The organism is Sphingobacterium sp. MYb388 (assembly GCF_037479535.1).
Lineage (GTDB): Bacteria > Bacteroidota > Bacteroidia > Sphingobacteriales > Sphingobacteriaceae > Sphingobacterium > Sphingobacterium anhuiense.
Window position 1 is genome coordinate 17,421 of sequence record NZ_JBBGYV010000011.1, and the last position, 18,729, is coordinate 36,149.

Annotated in this window: 18 protein-coding genes; 9 read left to right on the forward strand and 9 right to left on the reverse strand. The window is 37.9% G+C overall.

Annotated features, from left to right (window positions below; all coding sequences use genetic code 11):
• Both WH188_RS23705 and WH188_RS23710 read right to left on the reverse strand, forming a co-directional pair.
• Positions 1-993 (reverse strand): FecR family protein, encoded by a 993-nt coding sequence (locus WH188_RS23705; RefSeq protein WP_132767420.1) that lies wholly within the window; start codon positions 991-993, stop codon positions 1-3.
• Positions 994-1,046: 53 nt separating this feature from the next.
• Positions 1,047-1,601, reverse strand: coding sequence for an RNA polymerase sigma factor (locus WH188_RS23710; protein WP_132767418.1), 555 nt, complete (start codon positions 1,599-1,601; stop codon positions 1,047-1,049).
• Between the two features lie 249 nt (positions 1,602-1,850).
• Here WH188_RS23710 and WH188_RS23715 point away from each other — a divergent pair, with 249 nt between their 5' ends.
• Both WH188_RS23715 and WH188_RS23720 read left to right on the forward strand, forming a co-directional pair.
• Positions 1,851-2,759, forward strand: a complete 909-nt coding sequence (locus WH188_RS23715; RefSeq protein WP_132767416.1) for a helix-turn-helix domain-containing protein — start codon at positions 1,851-1,853, stop codon at positions 2,757-2,759.
• A gap of 72 nt (positions 2,760-2,831) precedes the next feature.
• Positions 2,832-3,671 (forward strand): SDR family NAD(P)-dependent oxidoreductase, encoded by an 840-nt coding sequence (locus WH188_RS23720; RefSeq protein WP_339424699.1) that lies wholly within the window; start codon positions 2,832-2,834, stop codon positions 3,669-3,671.
• 216 nt (positions 3,672-3,887) lie between these two features.
• Here WH188_RS23720 and WH188_RS23725 read toward each other — a convergent pair whose 3' ends face one another.
• From WH188_RS23725 to WH188_RS23740, 4 genes are all read right to left on the reverse strand, one after another.
• The gene (locus tag WH188_RS23725) at positions 3,888-6,302 is read right to left on the reverse strand and encodes an outer membrane beta-barrel protein (RefSeq protein ID WP_168126265.1); all 2,415 of its coding nucleotides are present in this window, start codon (positions 6,300-6,302) and stop codon (positions 3,888-3,890) included.
• Between the two features lie 100 nt (positions 6,303-6,402).
• Positions 6,403-7,518 carry a M56 family metallopeptidase gene (locus WH188_RS23730; protein ID WP_132767410.1) on the reverse strand — a complete coding sequence of 372 codons (1,116 nt, stop codon included), beginning with the start codon at positions 7,516-7,518 and terminating at the stop codon, positions 6,403-6,405.
• A 5-nt stretch (positions 7,519-7,523) separates the two neighbouring features.
• Positions 7,524-7,892 (reverse strand): BlaI/MecI/CopY family transcriptional regulator, encoded by a 369-nt coding sequence (locus WH188_RS23735; RefSeq protein ID WP_021192059.1) that lies wholly within the window; start codon positions 7,890-7,892, stop codon positions 7,524-7,526.
• 111 nt (positions 7,893-8,003) lie between these two features.
• The gene (locus WH188_RS23740) at positions 8,004-8,324 is read right to left on the reverse strand and encodes a MazG-like protein (protein ID WP_021192058.1); all 321 of its coding nucleotides are present in this window, start codon (positions 8,322-8,324) and stop codon (positions 8,004-8,006) included.
• A gap of 712 nt (positions 8,325-9,036) precedes the next feature.
• Here WH188_RS23740 and WH188_RS23745 point away from each other — a divergent pair.
• From WH188_RS23745 to arsB, 5 genes are all read left to right on the forward strand, one after another.
• Positions 9,037-10,794, forward strand: coding sequence for a M60 family metallopeptidase (locus tag WH188_RS23745; RefSeq protein WP_339424700.1), 1,758 nt, complete (start codon positions 9,037-9,039; stop codon positions 10,792-10,794).
• Between the two features lie 442 nt (positions 10,795-11,236).
• Positions 11,237-11,563 (forward strand): ArsR/SmtB family transcription factor, encoded by a 327-nt coding sequence (locus WH188_RS23750; protein WP_132767406.1) that lies wholly within the window; start codon positions 11,237-11,239, stop codon positions 11,561-11,563.
• Between the two features lie 104 nt (positions 11,564-11,667).
• Positions 11,668-12,123 carry a DUF6428 family protein gene (locus WH188_RS23755; protein ID WP_339424701.1) on the forward strand — a complete coding sequence of 152 codons (456 nt, stop codon included), beginning with the start codon at positions 11,668-11,670 and terminating at the stop codon, positions 12,121-12,123.
• Positions 12,124-12,136: 13 nt separating this feature from the next.
• Positions 12,137-12,745 (forward strand): arsenate-mycothiol transferase ArsC, encoded by a 609-nt coding sequence (locus tag WH188_RS23760; RefSeq protein WP_132767402.1) that lies wholly within the window; start codon positions 12,137-12,139, stop codon positions 12,743-12,745.
• Between the two features lie 8 nt (positions 12,746-12,753).
• On the forward strand, positions 12,754-13,785 hold the full coding sequence (gene arsB, locus WH188_RS23765; RefSeq protein ID WP_132767400.1) for an ACR3 family arsenite efflux transporter: 1,032 nt from the start codon (positions 12,754-12,756) through the stop codon (positions 13,783-13,785).
• A 133-nt stretch (positions 13,786-13,918) separates the two neighbouring features.
• Here the strand turns inward: arsB and WH188_RS23770 are convergent, their stop codons facing one another.
• Positions 13,919-14,431 (reverse strand): ClbS/DfsB family four-helix bundle protein, encoded by a 513-nt coding sequence (locus WH188_RS23770; protein WP_132767398.1) that lies wholly within the window; start codon positions 14,429-14,431, stop codon positions 13,919-13,921.
• 602 nt (positions 14,432-15,033) lie between these two features.
• Here WH188_RS23770 and WH188_RS23775 point away from each other — a divergent pair.
• Positions 15,034-15,897 (forward strand): helix-turn-helix domain-containing protein, encoded by an 864-nt coding sequence (locus WH188_RS23775; RefSeq protein ID WP_021188927.1) that lies wholly within the window; start codon positions 15,034-15,036, stop codon positions 15,895-15,897.
• 174 nt (positions 15,898-16,071) lie between these two features.
• Positions 16,072-16,677 (forward strand): NAD(P)H-dependent oxidoreductase, encoded by a 606-nt coding sequence (locus tag WH188_RS23780; RefSeq protein WP_339424702.1) that lies wholly within the window; start codon positions 16,072-16,074, stop codon positions 16,675-16,677.
• 168 nt (positions 16,678-16,845) lie between these two features.
• On the opposite strand, the gene WH188_RS23785 is transcribed toward WH188_RS23780, so the two are convergent.
• Positions 16,846-17,547, reverse strand: coding sequence for an SDR family oxidoreductase (locus tag WH188_RS23785; protein ID WP_021188925.1), 702 nt, complete (start codon positions 17,545-17,547; stop codon positions 16,846-16,848).
• A 4-nt stretch (positions 17,548-17,551) separates the two neighbouring features.
• Entirely contained in the window at positions 17,552-18,649 is a 1,098-nt protein-coding gene (locus WH188_RS23790; RefSeq protein WP_339424703.1) for an alkene reductase, read from the reverse strand.
• Positions 18,650-18,729 lie beyond the last annotated feature (80 nt).

The window sequence follows — 18,729 nt, forward strand, 5'->3', positions numbered from 1 at the left end:
TTATTTTTTACGGACAATTAAGGTGTTAGATTCAAGAGAGAAGTGATATGAGGTAGTTAAAGTTAATTTTTCCAGCACCTGTGCCAAGCTTTCATGTGCAATCGATCCAGAAAAATCAAGCTCTATACCTGCATCAGGTTGAAAAACAATACCATATTTACGCGCCAGCTGTGAACCAATTTCCGAATAACCTGCATGCTTAAAGTGTAGAATTCCTTCCATTGTTTCGCGTTCTTTGGCTCGATCAAAAGGTTCTATTGTATAAGTTCCCAAGGCTTTGTTATAAACAAATGCCTGTCCGGGCACAATCACCAGATGCATGCTCTCATTGGAGATTTCGACCTTTCCTGTAAACAAGGCAATCTTCGCTAATTTGTCTTCTTCAAAAGCATGAACATTAAATGAAGTTCCTAGCACTTTCACATCAAATTCACCAGCCTGGATAATAAATGGTTGGTCGGCATTATGTGCAACATCAAAGAAAGCTTCACCTTTTAGTGCAACCTTCCTTTCGCCTTCAGTAAATCTCTGAGGATAATTTAATGTCGAAGTAGGGCCTAATCGTACTTTTGTTCCGTCCATCAACTGCATGTTCATGTACTTACCTGCAGGCACTTTTTGTTCTAAAAATTCCACTGTTGCCATTGGGGATTGCAGCGGAACCTGTCTTTGCTGGTAGAAAAAGATTGAAATACCCAAAACAACCAGACATGCTGCGGCATAGGGCAACCATTTGCGAAACTGAAATAAGCGGTTCACATGCCATTCATCAATCGCTTGAGACAGACGCAATCTTTCCGTTGCAATCTCTTCCTCAGACGGCATAGCCTGGAGCTGTAAAATCAATGTTTTACTTTCTACGATCAAATGTTCATATTGCGGATTTTCTGCAATCCATTTTTGCCAGTAAACGAAATTTTCTGATTCATGATCCAGACAATAGTCAATAAAAGAAGGATCACAGATGAGTTTTTCTATAGTAGGGTTAACCATTGTTTTTCATGCATTTTAAGAGTAGTGCATGAAACCTTCTAATTTTACCTATTTTATTTATAATAATTTAAAATAAAAATCAAAATAGGCGTTAAATTACCTTTCAGGCTCTTTATGGCTTCGTAAATAACATTATATACGGTCCGAACGGCCGCATTTTCCTCGGTTGCAATCTCTTCATAGGACTTGTTCTGAAAAAATTTCAGATCTATGTAGTGGCGCTGTTTTTTGGTGAGCTTGGCCAGCGCGGCATGCAGCAACTGCTCTTTCTCGATGATTTCTTCGACCTTTATTTTTTGATCCTCCACAGATTCTTCAAAAGGTTCATTTAGTATACTCTCCAGCGAAGACTGTTGCGATTTAAGTTGCCGGTATATAATCCTCTTCAACCAAACAAAGACATAGAATTTAGGATCTTTGATTTCCTGCGGTAGGCGTTCATGCTTTTCCCAAAGTTCATAAAATAGAATATGGATCGATTCCTTTACGATTTCTCTATCTTTACCGATAACCATACCATACTGGAACAGAGACCTATAAATAGCATCATAGAAAACAAAGAAACTTTTCTTATCCCCTTTTGTAATATTGACCCAGTGCGTTTTCATTTTCGAGGTCGCTAAGATACTATATTGTTTAGATTAATTCCAAATAAAAAACAACATAGTCCTTCAGCTCAAGTCTTGGATATAATGGATTCATATTTAATTGCAAATCTTATTCCTTTTGACTATCGATATTCACAAACAATCACGCATACGGAAATTCTTAAAAACTACTGCTTTGGGTATAGCCATAAGGATGAATTTACAAAAAGGAACACGCTACCATATATTTGTTTTTTGTAACTTTGAAAAATGGAAAAGACACAATCAATCGAAGATTTTTATAAAACCAAACTCAATTGGGTACCTGACAATATCCGAAAAGAGATTGGCCATTTCAATGTATTCAGGCTTGATGATTTTGTTGGCAGCCATGCTAAACCAGTTCCATACAGCAGAAAAGACTATTATAAAATCAGCTTGATTATTGGTAAAAACAAAATTTATTATGCCGATAAGGAAATCGAGATAAAAAAACAGGCACTATTATTTGCCAATCCCCAGATTCCCTATAATTGGGAGTCTCTCGATGACCAGCAGTCTGGTTTTTTCTGTGTATTTACACCTTCATTTTTTCATCATTTTGGAAATTTAAGAAATTACGAAGTTTTCCAGCCCAATGGAACCCCTATTTTTGAACTTAACGACGAACAAAACGAAAACATAAAACATATTTACCTGAGTATGTTCGAAGAAATCGATTCCGATTATGTGCACAAGTACGATGCATTGCGAAATCTGGTATTTGAAATTTTGCATCAGACCTTAAAAATGCAACCCGCAAAAAAGATTGAAAAGCAGGAGATCAGTGCCTCACACCGTATTGCTATTTTATTTTTAGAATTACTGGAAAGGCAATTTCCCATTGAAGATGCAAGACAAAGAGTTCACTTCCGTTCCGCATCAGATTTTGCAGGTCAATTGGCTGTACATGTCAATCATTTGAGCAGAGCAGTAAAAGAAACCACACATAAAACGCCAACTCAAATCATTGCCGAACGATTGCTCCAAGAGGCTAAAGTTCTTTTAATCCAAACCGATTGGAACGTTTCTGAAATTGCATTTGCATTAGGCTTTACCGAGGTGACCCATTTCAATAATTTTTTCAAAAAACACTTAGCTATTAATCCGACTCAATTTCGAAATGTTAGAATTTCGTAAGGTATTGTTAGCTTTTCGTTATCCCTTCCCTCATCGTCGCCCTACATTTGTGTTATCATAAAAATCAAAACGATGGAAACACAAAAAGTATGGTTAGTAACAGGAGCCTCGAAAGGTTTAGGCTTATCATTAGTAAAAAAATTACTACAAGAGGGATTTCGGGTAATTGCAACATCACGGAACACGCAACCATTAATCAAAGAAATCGGCGCTATATCGAATCTATTCCTTCCGATAGAAGTAAACTTATCCAATAACGAGGATGTAAAAAAAGCAATTGCAACAAGTATCGCACATTTTGGGCAACTGGATGTTGTTGTCAACAATGCGGGCTTTGGACAGATAGGCACCATAGAAGAACTAACGGACGGGGAATCAAGAAGCAGTTTTGACATCAATGTCTTTGGCACCTTGAATATCATTCGAAACGTAATGCCCCATTTACGTCAAAATAAATCGGGACATATTTTCAATATCGCTTCAATAGGTGGTTATTCAGGTGGATTTGCAGGTTGGGGTATTTATTGTGCCACAAAATTTGCTGTTGCAGGTTTAACAGAAAGTTTAGCTGAAGAAGTAAAAGGTTTCGGAATAAAAGCAACGGTTGTCTATCCGGGATATTTTCGCACCGATTTCCTTGCTAAAGGATCGGTCAAAACACCGCAGCATACCATAGCAGATTACGAAGCAGCCCGCCAATCTGAACAAGCACACTTGAATGACATTGATGGCAATCAGCCCAATGATCCCGAAAAAGCGGCCGATGTACTAATCGCGATAAGCAAAACAGAAAATCCACCGGTGCATTTGTTCTTAGGTAGTGATGCCTATGACGTCGTCTACAAAAAAATGGATTTCATCACCCATGATGTTGAACAATGGAAAAGTTATACCCTCTCAACCGCATTGTAGTGATGTTCTAAGGAATGAATGAAACCTTCAAGGATATTTTTCAAAATAATGCAGATATAATAGCAAGATTCTAACCTTCAAGAGTGCTTTGAAAAGAGGCTGATGGATACAATAAACTGTCCCAAAAATGGTTGACACTTTTTGAGATCAGTCCGAATGGTCATCAGTCTTTTTTCTTACGCTAGCCCGTTAGCATCTTGTCACATCATCTCCCATTTAATTTTCACGTACCACACTTCGGTTTTTCTCATCTTCAGCAGCATTCACTTTCTTCGTATTTTTAATCGAACCTCCAAAACTATAAGTAAGATTCAGTTTCACCATACGCGTTTCAATATGATTACGCCAGTTCTGCTGTATTGGCCCACTATTTTGTTGGAACTTATTCTTATATGAATTAAAAACATCCATCACATTAAGTTGCACAGAAGCACGTTTCTTTAGAAACTGTTGCCTTACTCCTACTGTTAAATAAGCAAAAGCTTCATTGCTGATGTTTCGTTCCACACTTTTACCTCGATAATTAAAAAGGAATAAAAAAGAGAAGTTTTTATGAAGCAAAAAACTATTATAAGAAGTGGCGGAGATGCTATAACGGCCATCAGTCTGAAGCAAAATACCATCAAACTCTCCTTTAAACGGGCGCTTCGACAAGATCGCATTAGAACTGGTGTACCACCACGGTAATACCTGCTTGCCATACATCGCCTGAAGCGTAAAGTAACCTGCATGATCCGCATTTCCCGGTAATGTTGTGACTACAACATCTTCCACTGGCACAGTTATATTGGTAAAATCATCTACACTGTAACTGTAAGTAACACCTGCGTAAAACGCATTTTTGTACCCGTACCACAAGTCAGCATTATAAGCCAGTACAGGTCGTAATGCAGGATTTCCTTGTTGCAGGTTATTACTGTTAATGATCCGGATCAGTGGATTTAAACTTTCATAACCAGGGCGTTCAATCCTTTTATTGATCCCGAGACTAAGATTATGATTTTTAGTTAGCTTATAGTCAACGTGAACCGACGGAAAAGGATTAAAGTAATTTTTATTAAAGCTGTTCTTTCCAGATTGCTCCTCTCCCTGTCCATACGTATACTCACCCCTGATACCCAGTTGGTATGAAAATTTTTCACCAGTAGCACCATATGTCAAGTAGAGAGCCGAAATGTTTTCCTGATAATCAAATAGATCGTTCTGATGGCTTGCCCCTTCCCGGAAATCATTACTATTGTCGGAAAACACAAAACTCGTTTTCATTCCCATCTCGAACTGACGCCCTTTACCCAAAGGCTGTACATAATCCGTTTTAAAAGCATATACATGAAGGATACGATCTTGAGCAATCACGCTCGGCTGATCATCGAAAGGATCGAAAGAAACTGTTCTATTATTTTGATCATTATAGTTTGCATAGCGATAATAATCCAGATCCATTGTTAGATCCCTTCCCGCAGTATCGATCTGATGTTGCAGACGCAGTCCGGTCGAAAAGTTACCTGCATAAACAGCAACGTCGTTGCTAAACACAGAAAGTGACTTACTTTTAGCAATAACATCCACTTCTTCAATATGCGCTACTCCATCCCGCCACGATGTTTGAAAACCAGGCTTAACAGAGGCAGATAAAGTAGTACGCTTGGATAAATAAAAATCCATTCCCAAGTTGGGTGTGTAGTTGGCAATAGCCCTCGTGCTCTTCATTTTCGATATCGACTCCCCAACAACTGTCCCCGCATCATCTAAAAAATTGGTTGCAATGTCCGTGTTGTAAAAATACTTATTGTAATTATAATCCAGATTCAGCAGCAGATTATAACCTTTTCCTTTATAATTGAGATTGACACCACCATTCGCTTTTCCATAAGTCCCTTTCCCAGCTCCTGCATAAACATTACCATCTAGACCGCCTTTGTAACTACGTTTTCGGATGATGTTGATGATGGCACCATTTCCGGCCGCATCATATTTAGCAGAAGGTTGACTAATCAATTCAACTTTTTCAATTGCTGCCGAAGAAATACCCTTCAGCAGACCAGACAATGCATCTGCCGAAAGTGCGCTCACTTTACCATCAATATAAATCTGAACCGATTTGCCGTTTAGACTAATTAGGTCTGATGCATCAACAGTAACCCCCGGCAACTGATTCATAACCTCCATTAATGGAGCTCCGGAACCAAGACCATTCAGATTGACGATCACTTTATCTGCCCTCCTTTCGATAAAAGGAAGCTTTGCATCAACCGTCACAACACCTAACTGTGTCGGTTCAATTTGGAGTGCAATACTCCCTAGGTTTATACTCGATACCGCAGTAACTTCAAAAGTTACAGTATAAGCTGACCTATAACCCATGCTCTTCACTTCAATCAAATATTTACCAGATGCGATTGCAAAACCAAAATTTCCCAAACTATCTGCCAATACCGTCTTTACCGTGTTTGAATCAAGACTATTTTTTAAACTAACCTGAGCATAAGGTATAAATATATTCTTTTCATTAACAACAGCTCCAAACACATTATTCTTTCTTTCCTGTGCATGAGCAGACATCAAACTGCATAATAGTAAGCCTAAATAGCTATAAAATCGAGTGGATTTAAAAATCAGAATGCCGATCATGTTTGGTATAAATTGGTATACCCAAACATACAACTAACAAACTAGTTATACAACTAATTTATTAGTCATCACAACTAATAATGTAATAAATAAATATAAACTACTGATTATCAGGATTAAAATTTATATTCATATGATAAAGAGATCGAACACGAAGACCATTTTGGACTGCTGGTTGCCAGTTCGGACTTAAAGAAATAATACGCAGGGCCTCGCTGTCCACTATAGGACTTAATCCATTTTCAACTTTTTCATGGGTCACTTCACCATTAGCTTCGACAATGAAACTCACTGCTACTTTTCCCCTTTCATTTGAGACCTTTTTTGAATTCTGAATCAAAAAACTACTAAAAGCGTCAACCCCGCCAGGAAAAATAGCAGGCTGCACCCTACTGTCCGAATCCATCGCACTAAAATTTGAAATCTTCCACGAACATAGTACCACAACAAGCGCGGCCATAGGCACAAGCCCAATGTATTTCCATAAGTGTTTAACGCTGGACTTCTTGCACTGAAGCATCCTGATCCGGGCTTCCAGTAAGGAAGGATTATAAAAAGTATTCGTCAGCACCGGTCCAACTTTAAAAGATTTCAGAAAAAGAGTCATTGCATATTGCTTAGTGCTGCCGGCATATTTGACAGCATGTTCATCCGCGAGATATTCATGAACAAACTTAAGACTCTTACGATAACAATATATGAGCGGGTTGAACCAAAAAAATACGGCAATCAATTCGACAAAAATGATATCCAGTGTATGTAACTGTTTAACATGAACCTCTTCATGCGCATTTATTGCGTCAAAATCCGATAGATCTGGATCAATAACTTTAGTTCTCCAGAATGAAAATGCTCTACCGATCTCCTGCGAATGCAATTGATTTTTTATAACAGCAAGTTTTATGACCAGCCATATAGCACTGCAGCTAACGCCAGTCCAGTATAAAACAGAAAACAGGTGAATTTGTATCTCCGAGACAGAAACCAGCTTATCTTTAGCAATAAAAGATAAAGGAATTTCCATCAGCACCATTTGTGGTAAGCCAAAAAGCGCTGAAAGGTTCAGCAATGGGAGCATCATCGCCAAACAAAGTGTTGCTAACAAATAAATTCGATTCCATAAAAAGAAAGTCTCACGTTTGAGCACCAATTGATAAAACATATAAAAAATGGTCATCGCGATACTCGACCAAATGAAGTAGAGCTGGTTTTCCACAGGACTTAGTCTTTAATTTTATCAATCATCTTAAGTAACTGTTCAGCATCCTTTAAGTCAATTTTCTTTTCATTAACAAAAAAGGAGAACATATCCTGAATAGAATTGGAGAAGTAATTGTCCAAAAATTTATCGGCCTCGAAACGCATATACTCCTCTTTTGAAATCAACGGATAATAACGGTGAGTTTTACCAAAAGCTTCGTAAGCCACTGCACCTTTTGTCTCCAAAATACGGATCATCGTAGACACGGTGCTATAAGCAGGTTTTGGTTCAGGCAATTCCTGTATGATTTCTTTAACAAATGCTTTCTCTAATTTCCACAGCACCTGCATCAATTGGTGTTCTACTTTGGTAAATTCTACTATTTCCATTGCTGATTCTTTTATACTCAAATATCAGCTAAATAATTAGTTATCACAACTAAAAGACAACTAATTATCCAGCAGACCGAAATCTCATGACACTATGAGATTTCGATCCGCTTATTTTAATACTGTTTCTGTTTTGTCCAGAAAATTATGAACAGCATCTTTAATATCAATGCCCGATCTTTCTGCCAATACGATTAACCACCATATATTTTCCCCTAGTTTATGTTCCAGCTCAGCTTCCGATCCCACTTTTGGCCAGCGTAGTTGTTGCGACATAATGTCCCGTCCGACCAACCCAGCATCAGTTAAATAAGCTAAAGCATCTTCTTCCACAGTCCATTCGCTGCCATGATGGGTCATCTCCAACTCGTGGTATTTTTTCCTGATAGTTATTGAGCGACGAATTATTTCGTCAAAATTATCTTTTTCCATGCTTATATATGTTTATACTACTGCGTAAAATCGGACATTACATACCGTATTTGGCCATTCTTAAATTTGAAATCAAATATTTCAACGATTCTACATTCGTGGAAACCTTCTGTATCTTGCTCTTCAAGATACGCATTATTATATTGTCCAAACCTTAGACCTATTTCTTTTGTGAAATGTCTCTTTCTAAAATAGGATCATTCGAGTGCTTATGCGAAATAAATAGTTTTCCTGTAATTTTATCAATTTAAAGATATTCAGGTACTTGTTCCAAAGCGACATCGTCAATATGGTTTAAAAACTGAAAATAATCTTCCATTATCTCTTTTCCAATTCTTTGTTTTTCTTGATTAATCACTCTCAATAAACATAAGCTCAAATATAGTTCAGCGACATATCGGGTGACATTTTCTGATAAATACAATATAACAAAGAACTGATAAGCCTTTTCAAGGTAATTATATTAAAAACAAAATAAAAAATATCTTATCGATAAATATTTATTAAATTAGATTTTAAATATCAACATATAAGTAGGTAAAACATCCTACTTGAAATAAGGTGAAAAGAAACGAAAAATTAGGTGATGTATAAGTGGCGATCAGGGGCGTTTTTCAAAAAGAAACGCCCCTTTTTTAGATCATGCAAGAAAGATATGGGGAGATATCAGGATAGATTTACAGATCAATTATATAAATTTTAAACTTTAATTATGATAAAAAACACAATCAAATTAGGGCTGATAGCAGTCATCGCCCTCTTTTCATCCTGTCAAAAAACGATAGGCCCTATCGAAACCATCCCGGTTGATAGTTTAGCGATCAGCTACGATACCATCCAGGTTTTTAATGAACTGCCCTCGGGAGTCAAAGAATCTAAAAGACTTGGGCAATCATTTCCAGCATCAGATTTTACCGCTACCGGGTTTTACGTAGCACCAAGTGGTACATTATCCATTTATGTAGACCAGCTGGAGGACGGAACAGGTATCCCCACCTTATTAATAGGCACCTATTCACGCTATAAAGACAAATGGAATCCGACAGTTGTTCCGCTGACACAGGGCCTCAATACCATTCAGGCAGATCAGTACGGTGGTTTGTTGTATATACGGTATAATGCCAATGACAACAGCACACCTAGCGGTAAAGCACGGGTTGAATTTAGAGCAGGACATAAACCTGTTCCTCATTATGTGTTGGGAAAAACTACCAATGCACAATGGCAGGTCATGCTGAATACCTGGACCGAAGCACCCGATGTGTTATTAGAAAGCGAAGAGACCATGTTAGTCGCTTCCCGCGCAAAGGCCTTAGACCACAGACTGAAAAATCAAGAACAGCTCATGCAGACATACGATGAAATTGTCAAAGCAGAATATGCGATCAGTGGTATAGACGGTTCAGCGGCACAGCATGATGAGAATATCCATAAAATATTAATGACCGAGACCGATAATGCAGACTATTTCATGGTTGCCACCTGGTATCGGACTGCTTACTACACCTCCACAATGAATACACTACTCACAGTAACCGGTGCTAGAAATGACGGCTGGGGTCCGTGGCATGAACTGGGACATATGCATCAGCAGTCTGCCTGGACATGGGAAGAATTAGGTGAAACCACCGTTAACATTTATTCTTTGGCTGCGGAACGAAAAATGGGCGCTCAAAACTCGAGGCTGACCCGTGATAACGTATGGACAGAGGTCATGGACTATCTCATCATTCCTTATGCTGAAAAAGATTTTAATGCATCAAGTACCAGCGTATTTGCGCGCTTAGCCATGTTCCAGCAACTCTGGTTAGCATTTGGAGATACTTTCTATCAAACTTTGCACAAAGAAACCAGAATAGAGCAACCTAATGTGACGACAAGAGCACAGAAGATGCGCTATTTTATGTTAAAAGCATGTACAATTTCAGGTAAAAATCTAAGCGGTTTTTTTCGCAAATGGGGACTTAAAGTCGATGAATCAGTATATACAGAAATACAGAATCTCAATTTACCTACGCCTACTGAGGATCTTACGACTAAGACCGATGATCCTAATTGGGAAAATAAGTGGCTCGTGATCGATTACACCAATCAGGAAACCGGTGCAGAAAATGGAAGGGCAGCGAATATAATTGATGGCAATGCCAATACATTCTGGCATTCACGCTGGTCCAGCAATCCCGAAACATATCCCTATTTTATTACAGTAGATATGAAAACCAGCAAAACGGTTTCCGGCTTTACGCTTACCCAAAGAAATGGTTCTCGTAAAGTAAGAGAAATTGAAATTCAGGTGAGTCAGAACAACGCAGACTGGAACAGTCTAGGAACATTTACCCTGCAGGAAAATAGTGTACCACAAAACATTGACTTACCATCAACCCAATCCTTCCGTTATTTTAAACTTGTTTTCAAATCCGCATTTGATTTCACCCAAAATGCCGCCATGGCAGAAGTATCGGTTTATTAAACGCTGAAATTATATTTTAATGTGATGCACAACCATACATTAAGATCAAAAGTAATAGCATAAAAGGGATTGATGGAAAAAATTATCATCAGTCCCTTTTTCATAATCTTTACTAACTCGAACGTAAATATTGCCCTCGATACCTCCTTTATAATTTTTTTTGTGTAAAATAGTGATAATCGCAACATTTCCTTCCAAATCATATTTAGCAGAACCATTCACAAATGAATTCTACTATTTCTATTCTGCCGAATTTTGCCGTTTATGCTAACAATAAAATAAGCTTTTCAGTACGTACTCCTAAAACATTGCGTCTTGGCTTCGTCAAGATACTCTTCATATCACCCGACGAGTATTTTTGTCATGTATAAATCTTTTTGAGAAAAAAATTTTAGAATTCAATTCATTAATCGTAATATTGCGATATACAAATCATAATACCATGGGTGCTACAAAAACAGTTCACTTTACAGAACAGCAAAATCATATCGCCAACATTGCGAAAGCACTTGGTCACCCTGCTCGTATTGCCATTATCGAATACCTATTGAAAGTAAATGCCTGTATCTGTAGTGATATTGTTGATGAATTACCACTGGCACAATCCACAATCTCACAGCATCTAAAAGAACTAAAAAATGCGGGATTAATAAAAGGGAATATCGAAGGAACATCCATCTGTTACTGCATTGATGAAAAAACTTTCGGGATCCTAAAAGCCTATTTTGGTAACATTATTCTATCTGTAAACAATCAAAAATGTTGCTAGAAAGTCCTTACGGCACGTAACTTTTTAACAAAAAAACAGAATAATATAATCTTTTTTACAACCATAACCATCGTAATATAACGATATAATAAAATAGAAATACTATGAAATTATCAGAAATCAAACAGATTCTTCCAACATTAGAAAATGTTGAATTCCAATTAGAAGATGGAACATTTGTACCAGAGCATTTCCACGTAACCGAAGTCGGTCAGATTAGTAAAACTTTTATTGACTGCGGTGGCGTTACGCGTACTGAAAACACCGTAAATTTCCAGTTATGGAATGCCGATGATTATGAACATCGTTTGAAACCAGGAAAATTGGCACACATTATTGAACTCTCCGAAACAAAACTGAATATCGGAGATCACGAGATTGAAGTAGAATATCAAAGTGGTACAATTGGAAAATACGGATTAGCGTTCAATGGTAAGAATTTCGTCTTAACGAACAAAACCACAGCTTGTCTGGCACAAGATGCCTGTGGCATCCCCAATCCATTGCAAGTAGTCAGTTCAAATTCAAACAGTTGCACACCAGGATCTGGTTGTTGTTAATCATTAGACCGACATGAACGCAAAACTAGTAAAGACCATTTCAGAAATACTGAAATTAACGATCAATCAAGGGCGCAAATCTACATTGCAGCCCCTGATTGATTATATCCAGGATAAAGTTACAGCTGGCTCAGCTATCAATATCAATTTCATCTGTACGCATAACTCCCGTCGAAGTCACCTCTCTCAGGTCTGGGCACAGATCGCGGCTGCACATTACCAAATACCAAACGTAACCTGTTATTCAGGAGGTACTGAAGAGACGGCACTGTTTCCTAAAATTGCCGCAACACTCGAAAATGCGGGCCTTGAGGTCACAATCATTTCCGAGACTTTAAATCCGGTTTATGCCTTCAAATACGATAAAAATGCTTTGCCTATGATTGGTTTCTCTAAGAAATACGACTCCCCTTTCAATCCTGAATCCAACTTTGCAGCAGTCATGACCTGTTCACAGGCAGATGGCGGATGCCCTTTTATTCCAGGAGCAGAAAAACGCATACCGATTACTTTTGAAGATCCTAAAATAGCAGACCATACCGCGCAAGAGGATGAGATCTATCAGAATAGAAGCGTAGAAATTGCTTCTGAAATGTTTTACGTCTTTTCACAAATTAAATAAAATTCAGGATGCAGGTAAAAATGAAATTTCTAGACCGATACCTTACCCTGTGGATCTTCCTGGCGATGGGATTAGGTATCCTAATAGGCAATGTATTCCCCGGTATTTCAGATGTAATGGATCACCTATCCATTGGTGCCACCAATATACCATTGGCAGTTGGATTAATCGTTATGATGTACCCGCCACTCGCTAAAGTAAATTACACTCTACTGCCCTTGGCATTCAAAGATAAAAAAGTACTGAGTCTATCCCTTTTACTGAATTGGATGGTAGGCCCCATCTTGATGTTTATACTGGCAGTGCTATTTTTAAGAGATGAACCCGATTATATGGTAGGGTTAATTCTAATCGGACTCGCGCGATGCATTGCGATGGTGATCGTATGGAATGACTTAGCCAAAGGAAACCGCGAATATGCCGCACTTCTAATTGCTTTAAACAGTGTATTTCAAGTGATGTTCTATAGCTTATTCGTATGGTTGTTTATCAATGTTTTGCCCTCCTATTTTGGATTTGCGAAGTATGCAATATCGATAGAGATGGGCGAAGTTGTCAAAAGTGTATTGATCTACTTAGGAATACCTTTTTTTGCGGGCTTTTTAAGTCACAGATTTCTCCCCAAAATAAAAGGTGAAAACTGGTATCATCGAAAATTCATACCCCTAATATCGCCATTTACGTTATATGCCCTGCTATTTACCATTGTGCTGATGTTCAGTTTAAAAGGCGAACAGATCATTCAATTACCCATGCAGGTTATTAAAGTGGCTGTACCAATGGTGATTTATTTTGTACTGATGTTTTTTATAAGTTTTTTCATCAATAAATCGATGAAAGTCGCCTATGATAAGAATGCAGCGATATCATTTACGGCTACCGGAAATAATTTCGAATTAGCCATTGCAGTAGCGATAGCCATCTTCGGTATACATTCCCCACAGGCATTTGTGGGCGTTATAGGACCGTTGATTGAAGTACCGGTCCTCATCCTCTTAGTACGTGCCAGTCTTTGGCTCAAAAAGAAATATTACAGTTAGTTTTAGCATGGTGACCTTCGCATTAGCTCCTATTTTTGATCGTCGTTTATTTAAACAAAAAAATGGGATATTCCTCCCTAAGATGGAATTACATTGCAATAAATAAAGCACCTTATCAAATAAGGTGCTTTATTTATTTTAAACCATTTTCTTTCTTCCACTTCCGAATTCGATTGCTCGCATTGGCATAAGGTGAAGAAGTATTGAATTGGATCATTCTTCCGCAGGTCCATTTGTCATACCAAGGTGTTTCATATAATTCATGATTTGACTTTTTAGCTATTAATGCTAATATCGCCTCTACAGTATGGTTTAACTTATCCATTAATACATGAAAATCGTCATCTTTATAATCGTCGTAAAACTTTTGTGCGAGTAGACCAAGTTCATTCCATTTAAATCCCGACTCAGGAAAAGACACCTCCTCGTTATTATCCTTTTGTCTATTCCATTTGAGTACAAGCGATCCCCACCCCACCAAATAAGCCAGCAGATCGTTGATACTCATCAATGTGCCTTTACCATGACCTTCCATATCCTTCACCGCTGTCCGTTCATAGGGAACAGTACTTAAGTCCTTTTTCAGTTTATCGTAATTCGTGTTTATTGCTAATTGTAGCTCAGATTTATTTGTTGGAACAGGCATAAAATTCTTTCAATTAAAAAAGGAATACGATCGAGTTATTGTTAAAAGTTATTTGAGATCATCAAATTCAAAAATATATCCGGTTCTTCATCATCATCTAACTGGAAGCGCAATTTGACTTCCTACCGAATCATTATAGAACCGCAATAATTGTCTAAAAGGAATTTCAAACTGGCTACTAAAATTACGCAATATCTTCCAAAAAAAGTTGCGGAAAACCCGATTATTAAGACAATAATTTTCGTACTTTACTTAACCTACCCCATGTCTGGAACACGCTATTTCATCAAAAACGCTATCTGCACTTGCCCATGCCAATGAGAGACTATTTCACCTTGTTTTAATTCATTACCAAAAGCTCAAATATTAAATAATAGCAATGTCGCATGCTATAGAATAGATCACTAACAAAGTCAATCCTAATAACAAAATTCAGCATGATTTAGAAGAATAAATTACACATATTACTCTTTAAACTACCAATATTACTGATCTGGTATGAAATACCGTATACATTTAAGAAATCAAGAATATGAGAACGTTCTTGTCCTCTGCAATAAATAATTTACGCGTGCAGCACTTGAATTATATATATTTGTAGTATGATACGATTCGAAAACTTTGCGTCTTATAATCAGTATGTAGGTTTAAAAGAACCGTTAGATGACGATATAGATATCGGTTATTATCAGCCACTTCACATGAGGTCTACATCAGATCCTGTTTTAATAGATTTTTATCGGATTTCAATAAAGATAAATCTGGTTTATAGTAATACGCCAGATGCAACGCCCATTACAGCCGTTTTTTTCAATAGTCCTAACCTCGCAAATGGTTGGGATATAGCACCGCTCCCCACCTATACAGGAATGTATCTACAGCTCTCAAAGAAGATCATTGCGGAGAACCGATTTTTATTCAAAAATTACCTGGATTATGGACAGCATGAAGCATTGTATCTGACCCAGGCGGAGGCGGAAGAAATCCGTACGGTATTTGAATTGATGATGCCTTATTATAACAGTAAAAAGAAAAATAATACGGTATTATTATCCTACGTCAACGTGTTGGTCTCTTTAGTAGAAGCATTTTATAAAAGACAGTTTTCAACAGATCCAAAGCAGTACAACCGAATCCTGACAGATTTTCAACAACACCTTCACGAGTATTATAGACAACCCGTCAAGCAGCTTCCAACAGTACAGTATTTCGCAGATAAATTAGGCTTGTCGGCCAATTATTTGGGCGATATCATCAAACATTTAACAAATAAATCTGCCCTTGAAAATATCCATGATTTTGTAGTAAAAAAAGCCAAAGAATTGCTCGAGATCAAAAAAGAATTGAATAGTACCGAGGTTGCGTATGCACTTGGATTTGAGTACCCGAACTATTTTGCCAAGTTCTTTAAAAAACAGGTGAATCTTACCCCTCGACAATACCGTCAGTCCCTGATCAATAAATAATCTGTTAATTCTGACCCCAAATTTCCAAAAAATTTACGCCCTGTAATTTGTTTCCTTTTTTCTAGTAGTCTGTTTCCTTGCCTGTACCTGCCATCTAATAATTTTGTTTCATAATTATAATACAGAGCTAACAAATTTAAAAAACAGTCTTTATTATCAATGCTTAAATATAAAATGGAAACTATAAAAAAAGTACTTTTAATCAATGCACATCTGCCCTATCCCAATTGGTCAGAAGGAACACTCAATAAAGCTTTTATACAGGTGGCGTACGAATTTTTCTTATCAAAGGGCTACGAGGTCATCGAGACGAGTATCGAGAACGGATACAACGCAGACGAGGAAGTAGAAAAACATTTGGAAGCGGCCATCATAATTTTACAGACACCGATTAATTGGTTTGGCGCTCCATGGATCTATAAAAAATATGTAGATGAAGTATTCAATAGTGGCTTATTCAGTGAAAAATTTCTTTCAGGTGATGGCAGAACCAGAGAAGATCTCTCCCGACAATATGGAACAGGAGGTAAAATGCAAGGTAAAAAATTTATGGTCTCCAGTACCTGGAATGCACCTGAAGTAAGTTTTAATGATGAAAACCAACAGTTATTTAGAGGCATAAGCACTGCTGATTATTTAATGCATATAACAAGTAATTACAGATTCTGCGGCGTAGAAGTTGTCTCGGACTATAACTGTTTTGATATTTTTAAAGATGGTGATATCGCAACAAGCCTTAAAGACTATCCGGCACATCTAGCTCAGGTTTTTGAAATTTAACAACGTTCATAGCTGCATAACAGCGTAAGTGAATTGCGAGAACGCATCCAATAGTAAGTCCTATTCCCAATATTCAGACTGTAATGATGATCGTTTTACTTTGAAATAAGGAGGATTACTTAAAACGGTTCTTCATTTTATGCTAAAATGAAGAACCGTTTCTGGTGACTAGTGAGTTTCCTGGAAAAACTGTTTGGTATCTCCTACAGGAACATCAAATTGATTTTTTTCCAAAGCTAAAAACAATTCATCAGCAACCTGAGAAGCAGGAATACCGTTTGCCCCTCCTATTTCTGCAGAGAATTCGGTATCGACCAAAGGCGGATAAACTTCATAGACCTGCAGCTTTTTCTGATCTTGATAGGTCTGTCTTAATGCGGTAGTATAGCTATGGAGCGCCGCTTTCGTAGCACCATAAGTGGGTAGCATTACATGGCTTCCGAACACTGCTATTGATGAAATATTAATAACAGCCGCTTCAGCTTTCTGAAGAAGATGTGGAAGTAGCAATTCTGTAAAATGGATAACACTGAAATAATTGGTATTCATCTCAATAGCTGCTTTTTCATGTGCTCCGATCGTTTCACTTAAGAGATAAGCAAAAGCAGCACCTGCATTATTGATGATAATATTAACATCCGGATAATTTGTTTTCAAATCATTGGCAATACGGATTCTATCTGATTCGACCGACAGATCTCCCTGAATGGCCACTGCCTGATCCAGTTCTTCTAACGCCTTTTGAAGCCGTTCTGTATTTCTGCCGTTGATAATAACTTTATTTCCTGCTGCATTTAATTTCTTAGCGATCGCTAATCCTATTCCGGCACTTCCGCCGCTGATGAATATGGTATTTCCTGTTGTTTTCATATTATTATTGTTGATCTATAGTTTTATAATCTGTATAACCCTTTTCGCCCGGAGTATAAAAGGTATTCTGATCCGGAACATTTAGTGCAGCTCCGGTTCTGTAACGCTCCACTAAATCAGGGTTTGCAATAAAGGGTACGCCAAATGAAACCAAGTCGGCATCGCCATCGCTTAGAACTTTATCTGCCGTGTCTTTATTAAAACCACGGTTGATGATGATCGTACCTGTATAAAGCGGACGAAAATGTTTGGCAACCTCCTGGATAGCATTGGGATTTCCTGAAACATCAGTAAACGGCTCTATCAAGTGCAGATATGCCAGGTCGTAATCTTGAAGTCTATTGACTAGATAGTTGTAAAGTGCAATGGTCTCATCGTCGACCAAAATACCCATAATACCGTTTAAAGAAGGATTGAGACGTACCGCAACTTTACGGATATCGGCCACCTCTTTTATGGCATCCAAAATCTCGAAAAGAATGCGCGCTCTATTTTCGATCGAACCCCCATATTCATCGTTGCGCAGATTAGAATTTTTACTAAAAAACTGCTGCAGTAAATAGCCGTTGGCAGCATGAAGTTCAACACCGTCAAATCCAGCTTCAAAAGCATGAAGCGCCCCTTGTTTGAAATCATTAACCGTTCTTTTAATATCAGCAACCGTCATGGGCTGAGGAGCGACAGTAAGTTTAAATCCCGTCGCTGTAAAAACCTGCTGCTCTGGATTTACATCCGAAGGGGCCAACGGTTTTTTACCCTGATGAAGATCAGGATGCGAGTATGCTCCAGTGTGCCAAAGCTGGGCAAAGATGACTCCGTTTTCAGCATGTACTGCTTCCGTGTTCAATTTCCAGCCTGCGATCTGCTCTTGCGTATAAATTCCAGGAACATGTATAACACCTACCGCCTCAGGACTGATAAATGTACCTTCGGTAATGATCAGTCCAGCAGAAGCACGTTGTTTGTAATACAGCGCAGTCAACGCTGTTGCTTTATTTTCGGGATTATCAGAACGGCTTCTGGTCATGGGAGCCATCACTATCCGGTTCCGCAATTGTAATCCATTTTTATGGTAAGAATTAAATATTACACTGTTTTCCATGGTATTAATAATTTAAAATAGTAAATTTGCTTGCATTTTGCAAGTACAAATATAAAATTCAACTTGCAAAACGCAAGTGT

Coding starts and splice junctions, on each gene's coding strand:
- WH188_RS23735 (WP_021192059.1), bottom strand. CDS start 7,892: ATGGAAATAGTAGAATTTACCAAAGTAGAACACCAATTGATGCAGGTG.
- WH188_RS23745 (WP_339424700.1), top strand. CDS start 9,037: ATGATAAAAAACACAATCAAATTAGGGCTGATAGCAGTCATCGCCCTC.
- WH188_RS23780 (WP_339424702.1), top strand. CDS start 16,072: ATGGAAACTATAAAAAAAGTACTTTTAATCAATGCACATCTGCCCTAT.
- WH188_RS23760 (WP_132767402.1), top strand. CDS start 12,137: ATGAACGCAAAACTAGTAAAGACCATTTCAGAAATACTGAAATTAACG.
- WH188_RS23710 (WP_132767418.1), bottom strand. CDS start 1,601: ATGAAAACGCACTGGGTCAATATTACAAAAGGGGATAAGAAAAGTTTC.
- WH188_RS23750 (WP_132767406.1), top strand. CDS start 11,237: ATGGGTGCTACAAAAACAGTTCACTTTACAGAACAGCAAAATCATATC.
- WH188_RS23715 (WP_132767416.1), top strand. CDS start 1,851: ATGGAAAAGACACAATCAATCGAAGATTTTTATAAAACCAAACTCAAT.
- WH188_RS23790 (WP_339424703.1), bottom strand. CDS start 18,649: ATGGAAAACAGTGTAATATTTAATTCTTACCATAAAAATGGATTACAA.
- WH188_RS23725 (WP_168126265.1), bottom strand. CDS start 6,302: ATGATCGGCATTCTGATTTTTAAATCCACTCGATTTTATAGCTATTTA.
- WH188_RS23720 (WP_339424699.1), top strand. CDS start 2,832: ATGGAAACACAAAAAGTATGGTTAGTAACAGGAGCCTCGAAAGGTTTA.
- WH188_RS23740 (WP_021192058.1), bottom strand. CDS start 8,324: ATGGAAAAAGATAATTTTGACGAAATAATTCGTCGCTCAATAACTATC.
- WH188_RS23770 (WP_132767398.1), bottom strand. CDS start 14,431: ATGCCTGTTCCAACAAATAAATCTGAGCTACAATTAGCAATAAACACG.
- WH188_RS23705 (WP_132767420.1), bottom strand. CDS start 993: ATGGTTAACCCTACTATAGAAAAACTCATCTGTGATCCTTCTTTTATT.
- arsB (WP_132767400.1), top strand. CDS start 12,754: ATGCAGGTAAAAATGAAATTTCTAGACCGATACCTTACCCTGTGGATC.
- WH188_RS23755 (WP_339424701.1), top strand. CDS start 11,668: ATGAAATTATCAGAAATCAAACAGATTCTTCCAACATTAGAAAATGTT.
- WH188_RS23775 (WP_021188927.1), top strand. CDS start 15,034: ATGATACGATTCGAAAACTTTGCGTCTTATAATCAGTATGTAGGTTTA.
- WH188_RS23785 (WP_021188925.1), bottom strand. CDS start 17,547: ATGAAAACAACAGGAAATACCATATTCATCAGCGGCGGAAGTGCCGGA.